General features: G+C 68.7%; 15 protein-coding genes. 9 read left to right on the top strand and 6 right to left on the bottom strand.

Translation table 11 applies throughout. From position 1 onward, the window contains the following. Window position 1: 1 nt before the first annotated feature. On the bottom strand, window positions 2-520 hold the full coding sequence (locus tag CHB86_RS19710) for an HD domain-containing protein (protein ID WP_089234830.1): 519 nt from the start codon (window positions 518-520) through the stop codon (window positions 2-4). A gap of 3 nt (window positions 521-523) precedes the next feature. After that, window positions 524-1,564, bottom strand: coding sequence for an ABC transporter ATP-binding protein (locus CHB86_RS19705; protein ID WP_089234829.1), 1,041 nt, complete (start codon window positions 1,562-1,564; stop codon window positions 524-526). A gap of 235 nt (window positions 1,565-1,799) precedes the next feature. On the opposite strand from CHB86_RS19705, the gene CHB86_RS19700 reads away from it, so the two are divergent. The 4 genes from CHB86_RS19700 (at window position 1,800) to CHB86_RS19685 (ending at window position 4,367) form a co-directional block, all read left to right on the top strand. After that, window positions 1,800-2,627, top strand: coding sequence for an NAD(P)H-binding protein (locus CHB86_RS19700; protein WP_089234828.1), 828 nt, complete (start codon window positions 1,800-1,802; stop codon window positions 2,625-2,627). Between the two features lie 34 nt (window positions 2,628-2,661). Next, a complete protein-coding gene (locus tag CHB86_RS19695) occupies window positions 2,662-3,087 on the top strand; it encodes a DUF4345 domain-containing protein (RefSeq protein ID WP_089234827.1) in 426 nt (141 codons plus the stop codon). A gap of 69 nt (window positions 3,088-3,156) precedes the next feature. Beyond that, complete coding sequence (locus CHB86_RS19690; protein WP_089234826.1) at window positions 3,157-3,657, top strand: anthrone oxygenase family protein; 501 nt, start codon at window positions 3,157-3,159, stop codon at window positions 3,655-3,657. A 215-nt stretch (window positions 3,658-3,872) separates the two neighbouring features. Continuing rightward, window positions 3,873-4,367: a P-loop nucleotide/nucleoside kinase family protein gene (locus CHB86_RS19685; protein WP_089234825.1), complete on the top strand. Its 495-nt coding sequence runs from the start codon at window positions 3,873-3,875 to the stop codon at window positions 4,365-4,367. Window positions 4,368-4,434: 67 nt separating this feature from the next. On the opposite strand, the gene CHB86_RS19680 is transcribed toward CHB86_RS19685, so the two are convergent. From CHB86_RS19680 to CHB86_RS19665, 4 genes are all read right to left on the bottom strand, one after another. Next, on the bottom strand, window positions 4,435-5,328 hold the full coding sequence (locus CHB86_RS19680; protein ID WP_089234824.1) for an EamA family transporter: 894 nt from the start codon (window positions 5,326-5,328) through the stop codon (window positions 4,435-4,437). Window positions 5,329-5,590: 262 nt separating this feature from the next. Next, window positions 5,591-6,214, bottom strand: a complete 624-nt coding sequence (gene wrbA / locus CHB86_RS19675) for an NAD(P)H:quinone oxidoreductase (protein ID WP_089234823.1) — start codon at window positions 6,212-6,214, stop codon at window positions 5,591-5,593. Between the two features lie 95 nt (window positions 6,215-6,309). Next, window positions 6,310-7,206, bottom strand: coding sequence for a LysR family transcriptional regulator (locus tag CHB86_RS19670; protein ID WP_089234822.1), 897 nt, complete (start codon window positions 7,204-7,206; stop codon window positions 6,310-6,312). Window positions 7,207-7,266: 60 nt separating this feature from the next. Next, window positions 7,267-8,274 (bottom strand): AraC family transcriptional regulator, encoded by a 1,008-nt coding sequence (locus CHB86_RS19665; RefSeq protein ID WP_089234821.1) that lies wholly within the window; start codon window positions 8,272-8,274, stop codon window positions 7,267-7,269. Between the two features lie 362 nt (window positions 8,275-8,636). On the opposite strand from CHB86_RS19665, the gene CHB86_RS19660 reads away from it, so the two are divergent. The 5 genes from CHB86_RS19660 (at window position 8,637) to CHB86_RS24750 (ending at window position 12,813) form a co-directional block, all read left to right on the top strand. After that, window positions 8,637-9,128, top strand: coding sequence for a hypothetical protein (locus tag CHB86_RS19660; RefSeq protein ID WP_089234820.1), 492 nt, complete (start codon window positions 8,637-8,639; stop codon window positions 9,126-9,128). Then, window positions 9,125-10,477 carry a GAF domain-containing protein gene (locus CHB86_RS19655; RefSeq protein ID WP_089234819.1) on the top strand — a complete coding sequence of 451 codons (1,353 nt, stop codon included), beginning with the start codon at window positions 9,125-9,127 and terminating at the stop codon, window positions 10,475-10,477. Before CHB86_RS19660 ends, CHB86_RS19655 begins: the two co-directional genes overlap by 4 nt. Before the next feature lie 203 nt (window positions 10,478-10,680). Beyond that, on the top strand, window positions 10,681-12,039 hold the full coding sequence (locus CHB86_RS19650; protein ID WP_089234818.1) for an FAD-binding oxidoreductase: 1,359 nt from the start codon (window positions 10,681-10,683) through the stop codon (window positions 12,037-12,039). Between the two features lie 48 nt (window positions 12,040-12,087). Then, window positions 12,088-12,585: a c-type cytochrome gene (locus CHB86_RS19645; protein ID WP_089234817.1), complete on the top strand. Its 498-nt coding sequence runs from the start codon at window positions 12,088-12,090 to the stop codon at window positions 12,583-12,585. Window positions 12,586-12,663: 78 nt separating this feature from the next. After that, a complete protein-coding gene (locus tag CHB86_RS24750) occupies window positions 12,664-12,813 on the top strand; it encodes a hypothetical protein (RefSeq protein WP_176442944.1) in 150 nt (49 codons plus the stop codon). Window positions 12,814-12,854: the final 41 nt, after the last annotated feature.

Below are 12,854 nucleotides of genomic sequence, written 5' to 3'. Positions count from 1 at the left end.
GTCAGCGCAGGAGCGGCAGGAACTCGGCCTCGAGCGCCTCGTAATCCGGACGGTGCTGCTCCAGAGACGCAAGGAGCGGTGCGTTTCCGGTGTGACGCTGGCGGATCTCCGCGATCCGTTCGGACAGGGTGAACGTCTCGCCGCGCGGGCCGGAATGGGTGTCGCAGAAGGTCAGTGCCCGGCTGAGCGCGCGGCGCATCATCCGGCATTCCGGGCCGTAATGGGGCATCAGGTCCGGCCGCGTCCTCTGGGCCAGCGCCCGTGCGCCGGAATGGTGCAGCACGGCCTCCACGATCTCGTCGTCGAGGCCGTCGGAGCGGGCGACCAGCGCGCCGTCGACCGGGTGAAAGCCGGTGGTTGCAAGGTCTGGCGCATAGCCGATGTCGTGATAGGCGGCGGCAATCACGAGCCGACCGCCAAAGGAACGCCGCGCCTCGATGCTGCGGGCGGTCTGCATGACCTTGCGGATATGCGCCAGCCGGTCGGAACCGGCATCGAAATGGTCGTCGGGCCGTCGCATGGTCTACTCCGGCAGAATCCAGGCGCGGCGAATGCGAACGGACACCGGCTGCCCGGGGTGAAGCGGCGCGCCGTGGGAGATCGTCAGCACCACGCCATCGGCGATCTGCAGCTCCGCTTCCCAGGTGCCGCCCCGATAGAAAACGCTGCGCACGGTGCCGGCAAGCCCGCCGGGCGTCGCATCGGGCAGGATCTCGATGCCCTCGGGGCGCAGCAGGGCGCGGGCCGGTCCGGCGGGTTGGCCAGGTGCGGCCTCCGCCGGGAAACGGCCGCCGCCGAGTTCGGCGATGCCATCGGCATAGCGCAGCGGCACGACCGCGCCATGGCCGATGAAGCCCGCCACCTCCGGCGAAACGGGGCGTTCGTAGATCGCCTGGGGGGTGCCGACCTGAAGAAACCGGCCGGCCCGCATGACCGCCATCCGGTCGGCCAACGCCATTGCCTCGCGCTGGTCGTGGGTGATGTAGATCGTCGTCGCGCCGGAGGACCGGTGAAAGGCCAGCAATTCCCGCTCCATGGTCGCGCGCAGATGTGGGTCCAGGTTGGCCAGCGGCTCGTCCATCAGGATCGTGCGGGCGCCGCCGGCCAGGCATCGCGCCAGCGCCACCCGCTGTCGTTGCCCGCCCGATAGCGCCTCCGGCTTGCGGTCGGCGTAGTCCTGCAGCGAGACAGTGGCGAGATGCGGCTCCACGGCCCGTGCCGCCGCCTTGCGCCCCATCCCGCCGGCTTCGAGCGGAAAGGCGACGTTGTTCCTGACCGACAGGTGGGGCCAGAGCGCGTAGGATTGGAAGACGAACCCGGTTCCCCGTTCTTCCGGCGGGACCATGGTCGAACTGTTGGCCACGAGTTCGCCGTGCAGCCGGATCTCGCCGCGGTCCGGTGCTTCGAGCCCGGCAATCAGCCGCAGGAGCGTGCTCTTCCCGCAACCGGATTCACCGACGATGACGAACAATTCCTCCGGTTCGACATCGAAGGTCACGTTGTCGACGGCGGCGAGCCCCGCGAAATCCTTGCCAACCGCACCCACCTCGATCCCGCCTGCCATGTCGCCTCTGCTCCCGCATCTTTCGTCATTCCGGTTTGCGGGCCTTCTTCGGGCAGCCGTGTAACCGTTTCGTGACGGCTGCGATGCGGGCGGTGCCGGCAGCGATGTGGACGGATCAACGCCCCGCGCCAGCCAGCGTGGCATTTCCGGTCAAAACCATGGCAGGTTCGGTCAATACCCCGGCGCTTCGGGGCGGCTATCCCTTGGCCATCACGCAAAGCCAGGGAGATCATCCATGCACGTCAAACCCATTCTCGTCATCGGCGCCACCGGCAAGACAGGCGCGCGCGTCATCGCCCGACTGGAGGCGAAGGGCCTTCCGGTTCGCCACGGCTCCCGCAGCTCCGGCACGCCCTTCGACTGGGACGCGCCGGAAACCTGGGGCGCCGCTCTGGAGGGCGTCCGGTCGGCCTATGTCACCTATTTCCCCGATCTGGCTTTTCCCGGTGCGGTCGAGAAGCTCGAGGCGCTCTGTGCCGCTGCGAAGGCCGCGGGCGTCGAGCACCTCGTCCTGCTGTCCGGTCGCGGGGAGCATCACGCGCGACTGGGCGAGGAGGTCGTGCGCAACTCGGGCGTGGATTTCACCATCGTCCGCTCGGCCTGGTTCGCGCAGAACTTCTCCGAGGGCTACCTGCGGGAGCCGATCCTCTCCGGCGTGCTGCCGATGCCGGGGGGCGACGTCGCCGAGCCGATCATCGACATCGACGACATCGCCGATGTGGTGGTGGCGGCGCTGACCGAAGAAGGGCACCGGGGCGAACTCTACGAGGTGACAGGGCCGCGGCTCCTGACCTTCGCCGACATGGCTGGCGAGCTGTCCGCCGCCACCGGCCTGCCGATCCGGCATGTCCCGATCACGTTCGAGGATTTCCACGCCGGGATCGCGGCGACGGGTGGAGACTTCGTGGCCGACGTCTTCACCGCGATCGCGCGGGAGACGCTGGATGGACGCAATGCCAGCCTGAGCGACGGCGTCGAGCGCGCCCTTGGCCGGCCGCCGCGCGATTTCGCGGATTTCGCCAAAGCCGCCGCACAGGCGGGCGCATGGCCGGTGGCCGCCTGACCGTCAAACGACTTCGATACCGAAAGGACATCCCATGACCCTTACCCGACTTGAAAAGGCTGCGCTTGGCATCTCCGGCGTCACGGCTCTCGCCATCGGTGGCTGCATCCTTGCTGCGCCGCATGTTTTCTACGCGAGCTACGGCATCGCGCTCGGCAGCGACGCCAGCCTGCTGAGCGAGCTGCGCGCCCCGGCCGCTGGCCTCGCCGCCTTCGGAGCGCTCATGCTGGCCGGGATCGTCCGGGGCACGCTGAGCCGGGTGTCGATGATCGTGGCGCTGACCGTCTTCCTGGCCTTTCCGGCCGGGCGACTCTTCGGGATCGTGGCCGACGGCATGCCCTCCGGTGGCATCCTTGGCGCGCTGGTCGTCGAACTGGCCATCGCCGCCCTTTGCCTGGTCGCCTTTCGCCACAGGCTCCGCGCGCCCGAGCGGCTGCGCCGAGGCTATCCGGCCGCCTGAACCGTCACGCTCGCGGCGGGATGGCCGCGCCGTCCCGCCGCCCATCGACCCCTCAAGGAGGTTTCACATATGTCCCCGTTCTTCTTCGTGCTGATGCAGGCGGCCATCCTGGCCTACGCGCTGGTCGGCGGTGTTTTCCTCGCCTTCTCGGATTTCATCATGCGGTCGCTGTCGCTGACCGGCGGCAGCGGTGGCGTGGAGGCCATGCAGGTCATCAACCGGGAGGTCTACCGTTGGGTCTTCATGACCCTGTTTCTCGGCATGGCCGTCGTCTCGCTGGGGGTTGCCGGCGTCGCGGCATTCGGCATGAGCGGGCCCGAGCGCGGCCTCGTCCTGGCGGCTGGCATCGTCTACCTCGTAGGGTGCTTCGGCGTCACGGTGTTTTTCAACGTGCCGATGAACGAAGCTCTTGCGGGCATGGACCGGTCCTCCGATGCCGCCCGCAGCTACTGGACCGGCACCTATCTGCCCCGCTGGACCTTCTGGAACACGGTTCGCACGCTGGCCTGTGTGCTCTCCGCGGCCTTGCTCCTGCTCGGCCTGCTTTGGACGGCGCAGGGGCTGGCGTGACGCGGTGGTCGGGGCGCCCAGCTATCAGGCATGACCGGCGCGCCGGCATGGACATCCCGCCGCCCGCATGGCACCACGCCCGCATGACGACCGTGTTTCGGATACCCGCCGGCAAGCTCCCGGCTCGAATTACCATCCCGGCCTGACTCGCCGGGCCGGGTTCCCTGTATCCGAATTTCCACGAAACGCGCCTTGCGCCTCGACAGGTCTGTCTCATGTCACCCAACGTGCCCACGCTCCATCTCCTCTGCGGCAAACCCGCTTCCGGAAAATCGACCCTGACCGGGAAGCTGGGACGCCAGCCGGGAACCGTCGTCCTCTCCGAGGATGCGCTGCTTGCCGCCCTCTACGGCGAGCAGATGGCCACGATCGCCGATTACGTTCGCTGCTCCGCCCGGCTTGAGGCCGCCATCGGCCCTCACGTCGTCTCGCTGCTGCGGGCGGGCGTCTCCGTCGTGCTCGACTTCCAGGCGAACACCCTTGCCCGACGCGCCTGGATGCGCGGCCTTGTCGAGGCCTCGGCTGCGGCTCACGAACTGCACTTCCTCGACGTGCCGGACGAGGTCTGCCTGGCGCGGTTGCGGGCGCGCAACGCGGGCGGCGATCATCCGTTCGAGGTCTCGGACGAACAGTTTGCGCAGCTGAGCGGGCACTTCGTTCCTCCAAGCCCCGAGGAAGGTCTCAATATCGTCGTGCATGGCGCTGATTGAAAAAGATTTTGGCCGCGCGAGGTCTGCTCCCGCGCGGCCGGTCTTGTTGACTGGATGGGCCGGTCGTTCAGGCCGAGAGGGCGCGGCCTGACGTGACTTGGGCCTTTCGGAGCCGGGGTCGGTTGATGACCTGGCCCACCCAGACCGAACCGAGCACGATCACCGCGCCCAGGGCCTGCAGCGGGCTCAGCGCCTGACCGAGCCACAGCCAGCCGAGGGCGACGGCGGTGACCGGGCTCATCATGCCGAGCATCGAGACCGCGCCGGGCTCGATCCGGGCGACGCCGCGGAACCACAGCCAGTAGGTCAGCGCCGCGCCAACGAGCCCGAGCCACGCGAGGCCGGCGAGATTCGCGGCATCGAGAGGCGGCAGGGGAGGCTCGAGCACGAGCGCGACGGGCAGCAGGATCAGCCCTCCCGCGGTCAACTGCCAGGCGGTGAAGCTCAGCGCGGGCACGGGCGGTTGCCACTTGCGGCTCAACACGGTGCCCGCGGCCATCGAGGCGGCGCCGCCGATCCCGGCGACGATGCCGATCGGGTCGAGCGCGGCCTCCGGGCCGAGCAGGAGCAGGGCCACGCCGGCGACACCGGTGAGGGCCGCAAGCACCGCCATCCCGCGGACCGGCGTGCCGAGCACGCCGCGCGCGAGCCCAATGACGATCAGCGCCTGCAAGGATCCGAGCGTCGCCGCGACGCCGCCGGGGAGCCGGTAGGCCGCCACGAAGAGCAGCGTCCAGAAGATGGCGAAGTTCAGCGCCCCCAGTGCGAAGACGCGGCCCAGCCAGGCCCGCGGCGGCAGGCAGCGGGTGACGGCCAGCAACAGAAGCCCGGCCGGCAGCGCGCGCAGCACCGCGAGGGTGACGGGGTAACCCGGGGGAAGGGCCTCGGTCGTGACGAGGTAGGTGCTGCCCCAGATCGCCGGGGCGAGCGCGGTGAGGAGGATGTCGGTCGGGCGGGTCATGGTCGGGTGTCCTTTGCGGCGCGGGCGCTTACCAGAGGTGGCGCGGGAAGACGGGCGGCTGGTCCGGCCACGGGACAAGACCGATGTCGCGCATCTGCCGGGGAGAGAGATCGCGGGAAACGGCTCGCCGCCGGTGGCGAAGCCGACGTCTGACGGGGAGGCGGAAGGGGAAGCTCATGGGAAGGCCCTTTCAGGTTCGGGGGGAAGAGCCCGGCACTCTCCGCGGCGTGCGCGGAGTACCGGAGCCATGACGGCCGTTGACTCAGGCGGCCTCGCGCATGCGTTCGCCGAGGGCGAGGCGGGCGGCCAGTTCGGCCACATGGGCGCCCTGGAACCGCGCGCCGGCAAGATCGGTCTCGGTGGGACGGAGCGCGCCATCGGCCCCGGCGATGGTGCCCGCGCCATAAGGCGCGCCGCCGATGATGCCGTCGCGCGAGGTCTGGCCGGCGAAGGAATAGGGCAGGCCGGCGATCAGCATCCCGAAATGCTGCAGCGGGATCTGCGTGGAGAGCAGCGTCGCCTCGTGGCCGCCGTGCTGCGAGCCGGTGGAGGCAAAGACCCCGGCCACCTTGCCGACCAGCGCATTCCGCGCCCAGAGTCCGCCGGCCTGGTCGAGGAACTGCTTCACCTGGCCGGCCATCATGCCGAAGCGGGTGGGCGTGCCGAGCAGCAGGCCGTCATAATCCGCCAGATCGGCGGGTGCGGCCTCGGGTGTGTCGTCCGCAATGTAGCCAGCGCTCCGCCGCACGGCTTCGGGCACGGTTTCGGGAATGCGGCGTATATCGACGCGCGCGCCGGGAACGCTGCGCGCGCCCTCCGCCGCGGCCAGCGCCATGTCGCGGACATGGCCGTAGCTGGAATAGTAAAGCACGAGAATGCGGGGCATGGGATCGTCTCCGGTCGGTGTTTCGTTGCCGGGAAGATCGGTGATCGGGCGGGCGGGAATAAGCGACCCGCGCGCAAATCATTCTTTACACCAGGTTATGAATGCGCGGGCCGGAGCGCGGTGCGCAGGTGCTCGAGAAAGGCCGAGACCCTGGCGTCCATGCCGAGCCGGGACGCGGTGACGGCGAAGATCTCCGGCGCGGGCAACTCGTAATCCGGCAGCAGGCGAACCAGCTCGCCGCGCGCTTCCGGGCCGTCGGAGACGAAATCGGGCAGGGTGCCGATCCCTTGTCCGGCGACGAGCAGGTCGCGCAGGACCAGGCTGTTTCCCACCCGCAAGGGCGGGTCGATCTGGACGGTGCAGGGGCCGTCCGGTCCCGAGAGGGCCCATTCCGTCAGGTGCTCGGCGAGCAGGAAGCCGACGATGCGATGCCGGGACAGATCGTCAGGGCTCTGCGGCGTGCCCGCGTGCTCCAGATAGCCCGGTGCGGCAAAGATCCTCTGCCGCATGATCCCGATCCGCCGCGCCACCAGCGAGGAATCCGGCATCGCGGGCCGGATTCGGATGGAGACGTCGAAACCGCCTTCGATCATGTCCACCACGCGATCGTCCATCGACAGCGTCAGCCGAAGATCCGGATACGCGTCGAGAAAGGAGGGCAGGATCGGCGCGATCACCATCTGCCCGAAGGAGCTCGAGGCGTTGACCTTCAGATGCCCCTGAACCCGTCCTGCGCCGTCGCGGATATGGTCCTCCACCCGTCCCACCGCATCGAGGATCCCGAGCGCCTCCTCGTAGTAGAGCCGCCCGGCATCGGTCAGGGACATGGAGCGCGTGGTGCGGGTCAGGAGCGTGCTGCCGAGGCTTTCCTCCAGCAGTTTGACCTCACGGCTGAGAAGCGCCGCGGAAACGCCAAGATCCTCGGCGGCGCGGGCGAAGCTGCCGCGCTCGACGATGCGGCAATAGGCGTGCATGACGGAAAGCTTGTCCATGGTCTCGACATGTTGACCGCGACGGGCAGCTTGTCGACGCTTTTCCTGCCGTGGAGGCGCTCACGAGCGAGGTTTGCCGCTTCGGAAGCCGGCCGGCGTTGCGCCCGTCCAGCGCTTGAAGGCGCGGTTGAAGGCACTCTGTTCGGAGAAGCCGGTCAGATAGGCGATCTCGGCGATGGAATATTGCTCGTCACGCAGCAGGCCCTCGGCCAGTTCCCGGCGGGTGTCATCGGTCAGCAACTGGAAGGTCAGGCCATCCTCGGCCAGCCGGCGGTGCAGGGAACGCGCGCTCAGTCCCAGCCGGCGGGCGACATCCTCCATCCTGGGAAGCCCTTCGCTGAGAGCCCGCGCGATAACATCCCGGGTGCGGTCGGCGATAGGCCGGGTCTCGGCGAGCAGGGAGAGTTCCTGTTCCAGGTGGCTGTCGAGAAACCGTGTGATGCCCCGGTCGCCAAGCCGGTTGGGGCTGTCCAACGAGGCTCGGGCGATCAGCAGTGCGTCGCGATCCGAGCCGAAGACGACCGGGCATCCGAAATAGGCCTCGTGCTGCGCGGTGCCGGACGGTGCCGCGTGCCGGATGTGAACTTCCAGCGGGGAAAAGCTGCCGGTCTGCGAAACCTCGCGGGCGATGGCCGTCGCGCTGGCCAGTGTCGCCTCGTTCGACAGCCGAAGGCCTAGCCGAGGCGGCCCGGCGCGGTGCAGGTGAAACCAGCTGTCTTCCCCCTCGGGCTCCAGAGAATATTCGACGACGCTGGTCCAGAGCCGCGCAAACCGGGTGACCCGGGCAAAGGAACCGCCGAGCGTCGTGGCCGACTTGAACGCCAGCCCGAGCGCCCCGTAATCGTCGAGCCGCATCGAGGCCCCGGTGCGCAGGGGCAGGTCGGTGACGTCGATCTCGGCCGCGATGCGCTCCAGCAGTCGGTAATACTCGGTATCCGCGATCATGGTCTTAGGATCGGTCTCGGCGTCCGGGGCGAGGCCGACCGACCGCAGCAGCCCTGCCTGATCGACCTCCGGCCCGGCCGCCGCAACCATCTTGCGTAGAAAGAGTGAGGTGACGGTTCCCATGCCCCTCTCAATACCCCATGCGGGCGATCCGACATAGGCTGTGCCATTCCCTGGCACCCACTGCGCCGGAAAGACAGGCAGACGGGCAGGGCGGATGCGAATTGCGACGCCGATGTCGGGTTCAAGCATGACGGATGGGCTGCTTGATGAGACCGTCGTGCAATCGGTCGCGAAATCGAATGGCAAAAGGCGATGCTGGCTCTCATCAGGATGCCGCTCGATCCCGATATGGAAACAGGCGCTGCCGTGCTGCGGCGGCCTTTCCGGCTGCCAGAAACTTGCAGGACGGTCCTGCCAGACAATGCCGCGCTTTGGTCCGAAAGGCCCGAAGTCGGACCGGCGATGTGCAACCGGCATTCTCCATGCCCACCGCGATAAGCCATGCGCAGCTTCCCGGCGATCTCGTTGCGCTCGCGCAGGGGGGCTGTGGGGTCTCGATCGCATCGGGCGACGACAATGGCGCGCCGGTCGTCGGTCTCGGAGTCGGCTGTCGCATCATGCCGGGGAGCGTGGTGCGGGTATTGCTGGGTCAGGCGGCCAATGCGGCGGTCCTGCTGGCGGTGGAATTGCAACGTCCGGTGGCCGTCACGTTCACGGCGACGCGGGACCACAGTTCCTTTCAGGTGAAGGCGTCCCATGCCAGGATCTGCCCGGCCTGTTCGGATGACCTGCCCGAAATGGACCGGCAGAGCGTGCTTTTCCAGGACGGGCTGGTGGAGATCGGCTACTCGCGCGTCCAGGCGGCGGGGTATTGCGCCTATGATCCGGCGGATCTGGTGGCGCTGGAACTGACGCCCGAGCGGGTGTTCACTCAGACCCCCGGTCCCGGCGCCGGCGCGGAGCTGCCGAGATGACGGGCCTTCGCATAGACGGGCTCCGACGGGCGCTCGAGGGGGTGATGGCCTCGGTTCTTGCGACCTGCGATGCCGATGGTATTCCGAATGTCTCGATGATCAGCCAGGTTCATTACGTGGACCCGGAACACGTCGCGCTCTCCTACCAGTTCTTCAACAAGACGCGCCGCAACGTTATGGCCACACGCCGCGCGATCGTGCTGGTGACCGATCCTGAAACGCTCGAGCATTTCCGGCTGTCGCTCTCCTACGAGGAGACGCAGATCGGCGGTCCGCTGTTCGAAGGCATGAAGGCAAAGCTCGCGGGGATCGCTTCGCACCACGGGGTCGAGGATGTGTTCCGGCTGCTCGGCGCGGATATCTACCGAGTACAGTCGATCGAGGCGGTGCCGGGCCCGGTCGTGCTGCCCGTGGCGAACCGCCCTTCGCTTCTGGCGGCGACGCGGCGCACCTGTTCGGCTCTCGATGGCTGCGCCGACCTCGAAGAGCTTCTGGATTGCGTGACGGCCTGCCTCGAGCGCGACTTCGGGATCTCCTGGTCGATGGTCCTGATGGCGGGTGCGGAGGCCGGTCGGCTCTACACCGTCGCATCGCATGGCTATCCCCATACCGGTGTCGGGGCCGAGGTGGCGCTGGGTGAGGGCGTGATCGGCGTCGCGGCGCGGGAGAACGCACCGATCCGCATCGGTCACATGACCCGGGAATACCGCTATGGCGCCGCGATCAGCGACGCCGCGCGCCGCCACGGTATCGTCTGCGACGCGCCCCGGCTCATTGCCTTCCCCGGTCTGGAGGCCCCGCGCAGCCAGATCGCGCTTCCGATCACCGAAGGCGGGGTCGTGGTCGGGGTGCTGTTTGCCGAGGACGACGAGATCAACCGTTTCGGCTACGAGGAGGAGGATGCGCTCGCGCTGGTCGCCGGCCATGTCGGCGCGCGGATGTCCCTGCTGCGTCAGGACGCTGCCGACGAAGTTGCCGGTGACGCGACGGCCCCGGTCGCGGCGAGTGGCCAGGTGACCCTGCGCTACTTCCGGCTCGACCAGAGCGTCTTTCTGGAGAACGAATACCTCATCAAGGGCGTGGCCGGTGCGATCCTGTGGCGGCTGCTGTGCGAGCATCGCGCCACCGGGCGCACGGAGTTCACCACCCGCGAGCTGCGCCTCGACCCGGCACTGCGGCTGCCGGCACATGCCGAGAACCTCGATGCCCGCCTGATCCTCCTGCGCAAGCGGCTCGAGGAGCGGTCCGCATGCCTCAGGATCGAGAAGGCGGGGCGCGGACGGTTCAGGCTGGTCGCGGCCTGCCGGGTGGCGCTTGAGGAGCCCGACGCGGGCGAGGTCGCCGTTTAGCAATCTCTTAGCATTCGTGAGCATTTCGCGAGCGAACACTTAGCATGCCCGCGCCAGGCTGCGGGCGTATTGCACCTCCCAGGGACGCGGTCGCCGAACCTTCGCCGAAGCGCCCCGATCGTTCTTCATTTCCCATCGGGGCACCCGATCCCAACGGCCGGTTTCGGCGGGACGGGCGCCCAAGCATTGCAGAGACCTTCTAAATGACTTTCGAGACCCTGAAGTCCCGCATCCGCGGGACGGTGATTACCGTGTTCGATCCCGACCATGCCGAGGCCTGCGACGCCCTGATCTGGAACGGCCGCAAGCCGCAGCGCCAGGCGCGGGTGATCGTCCGCGCGGCAGACGCGGCCGATGTCCAGACGGCCGTCCGCTACGCCAGCGAACACGGCCTGAGCGTCTCCGCAAGAGGCGGCGGGCACCAGTTCACGGGCATCGCCGCCCGCGCCGATATGGTCGTCGACCTGGGCGCACTGGACGGGCTGCGGATCGATGTGACCGAGCGTAGCGCCATCCTCGGACCGGCCGTGTCCAACGCGCGGCTCGCCGCGGCGCTGGATCGCCACGGGCTGGCGTTTCCGGTTGGCCATTGCGGTGACGTGACCGTCAGCGGCTACCTGCTCGGCGGCGGGGTCGGCTGGAACTCCGGTGCCTGGGGCATCGCCTGCTTCTCCGTGCAAGGGGTCGACGTGGTGATGGCCGATGGCCGGTTGCTGACCGCCACGGCGACAGAGCATCCCGACATCTTCTGGGCCGCCCGCGGCGCCGGCCCCGGGTTCTTCGGCATCGTCACCGCGTTCCGGGTCCGGCTCTTTGAGGCGCCGCGCGCGTTGACGTCGGTGGTCCGGGTCTATCCTGCGGGCGAGGCCGAGGCGGTCGCGGCATGGGCGGAGGCGGCCGTTGGCCGCGCGCCTGCCAATGTCGAGTTCACGGCCAAGATCGCTGCCGGGCCGGAAGGGGCCGTCATCGCGGCCATCGCGAATGTCTTCGCAACCGAGGAGGCCGAGGCGCGCAGGATCTGCGCCGATCTCTGGCGCGATGCACCCGAGGGGGCGGTGGAGGTCGCCGGGCCGATGCCCACGCCGATCTCGGCGCTCTACGAGATGACCGGACAGTCGACGCCGAAAGGCGCGCGATACGGGGTGGACTGCCTGTGGTCCGACGGGGCCTTCGGAGAGGCGCTTGCGCGCGTCCTGCGCAGCATCGATCGGGCCCCGTCCTCCCGGAGCTTCGGTCTCGTCGCGCTGCGTTCGAACGCCGTCCCTCTGCCGGGCGATGCCGCCTTCAGCCGCGACGGCCGCGTGTTCGCGACACTCTACGGGATCTGGCCGGAGGCCGCGCAGGACAAGGAGAACCTGGCGTGGCTTCGCAGCTCCGTCGAAACCTGCCGCGGCTTCGCAACCGGCAGTTATGTCGGCGAGTCCGATCTCGAACGCTCCACGGCCGCGTTGCCGACGCTCTCCGCCGAGGCAGCCAGCCGACTGTCGGATCTGCGCCTTGTTCACGATCCCGCGGGCCGCTTCGGCGCGCGCCCCGGTCACAGCGGCCAATCCGCCGCCTGAAACGTCACGGCCCGGGCGCTGCCCGGGCATTCCTCAAGGAGAACAGAAATGAGACCAATGCAGCTTGTGGCGCTGACCACAGCGGCGCTCCTGTCTGTCGGCCATCGCGCCGATGCCGAGGGCGATGCCATCGCGCGCGGCGGCTACCTGGCCCGCATCATGGATTGCGCCGGCTGTCACATGCCGCGTGGGGCCGATGGTGCGCCGGTTATGGACGCCGGCCTGTCCGGCGGCAACATCGGCTTCGAGATCCCCGGGCTCGGGATCTTCTGGCCCCCCAACCTGACCCCGAGCACCTCCGGTCTCGGCGACTGGACCGACACGCAGATCGCGGATGCGATCCGGACCGGTCAGCGGCCGGACGGGCGCTTGTTGGCGCCCGCGATGCCCTGGCCGGCCTATGCGGAGCTGTCCGACGAGGATGTCGCTGCGCTCGTCGCCTATCTCCGGTCGCTGCCTCCGACGGAGGCGCAGCGGCTGGAACCTGTCGCGGCGAGTGCGGCGGCCAGCGCGCCCTTCTACCGGGTGACCATGCCGGCGAACTGACGCCCCGCCACGCTCTGCGGGCATCGGGAACCTTGATGCCCGCCGGGCCGCCCCATCTTTTCACAAAAGGATTTCAGAATGTTGTTGAGATATCTCGGGTGGTCGGTCCGACGCCGCCGCCCAACGCCCCGGATCCTCGGACCGGAGCTCTCGCCGCATCGCCTGCGCGACCTCGGGCTGGAACCGCAGGTCGATCCGGGGCGCATCCCCTGGCCGGCGATCTGGTAGCAAATGGGCGTCCCGTTGACGGGGCGCCTTCGGCCTCGCGC

The organism is Tropicimonas sediminicola, assembly GCF_900188335.1.
Classification (GTDB): domain Bacteria; phylum Pseudomonadota; class Alphaproteobacteria; order Rhodobacterales; family Rhodobacteraceae; genus Tropicimonas; species Tropicimonas sediminicola.
This window is presented reverse-complemented; position numbering and strand designations above follow the sequence as displayed.

What these genes read in the sequence shown, in the direction of transcription:
- CHB86_RS19705 (WP_089234829.1), bottom strand. Translation starts at nt 1,564, where the DNA reads ATGGCAGGCGGGATCGAGGTGGGTGCGGTTGGCAAGGATTTCGCGGGG.
- CHB86_RS19710 (WP_089234830.1), bottom strand. Translation starts at nt 520, where the DNA reads ATGCGACGGCCCGACGACCATTTCGATGCCGGTTCCGACCGGCTGGCG.
- CHB86_RS19700 (WP_089234828.1), top strand. Translation starts at nt 1,800, where the DNA reads ATGCACGTCAAACCCATTCTCGTCATCGGCGCCACCGGCAAGACAGGC.
- CHB86_RS19660 (WP_089234820.1), top strand. Translation starts at nt 8,637, where the DNA reads ATGCCCACCGCGATAAGCCATGCGCAGCTTCCCGGCGATCTCGTTGCG.
- CHB86_RS19690 (WP_089234826.1), top strand. Translation starts at nt 3,157, where the DNA reads ATGTCCCCGTTCTTCTTCGTGCTGATGCAGGCGGCCATCCTGGCCTAC.
- CHB86_RS19695 (WP_089234827.1), top strand. Translation starts at nt 2,662, where the DNA reads ATGACCCTTACCCGACTTGAAAAGGCTGCGCTTGGCATCTCCGGCGTC.
- CHB86_RS19645 (WP_089234817.1), top strand. Translation starts at nt 12,088, where the DNA reads ATGAGACCAATGCAGCTTGTGGCGCTGACCACAGCGGCGCTCCTGTCT.
- CHB86_RS24750 (WP_176442944.1), top strand. Translation starts at nt 12,664, where the DNA reads ATGTTGTTGAGATATCTCGGGTGGTCGGTCCGACGCCGCCGCCCAACG.
- wrbA (WP_089234823.1), bottom strand. Translation starts at nt 6,214, where the DNA reads ATGCCCCGCATTCTCGTGCTTTACTATTCCAGCTACGGCCATGTCCGC.
- CHB86_RS19665 (WP_089234821.1), bottom strand. Translation starts at nt 8,274, where the DNA reads ATGGGAACCGTCACCTCACTCTTTCTACGCAAGATGGTTGCGGCGGCC.
- CHB86_RS19680 (WP_089234824.1), bottom strand. Translation starts at nt 5,328, where the DNA reads ATGACCCGCCCGACCGACATCCTCCTCACCGCGCTCGCCCCGGCGATC.
- CHB86_RS19655 (WP_089234819.1), top strand. Translation starts at nt 9,125, where the DNA reads ATGACGGGCCTTCGCATAGACGGGCTCCGACGGGCGCTCGAGGGGGTG.
- CHB86_RS19685 (WP_089234825.1), top strand. Translation starts at nt 3,873, where the DNA reads ATGTCACCCAACGTGCCCACGCTCCATCTCCTCTGCGGCAAACCCGCT.
- CHB86_RS19670 (WP_089234822.1), bottom strand. Translation starts at nt 7,206, where the DNA reads ATGGACAAGCTTTCCGTCATGCACGCCTATTGCCGCATCGTCGAGCGC.
- CHB86_RS19650 (WP_089234818.1), top strand. Translation starts at nt 10,681, where the DNA reads ATGACTTTCGAGACCCTGAAGTCCCGCATCCGCGGGACGGTGATTACC.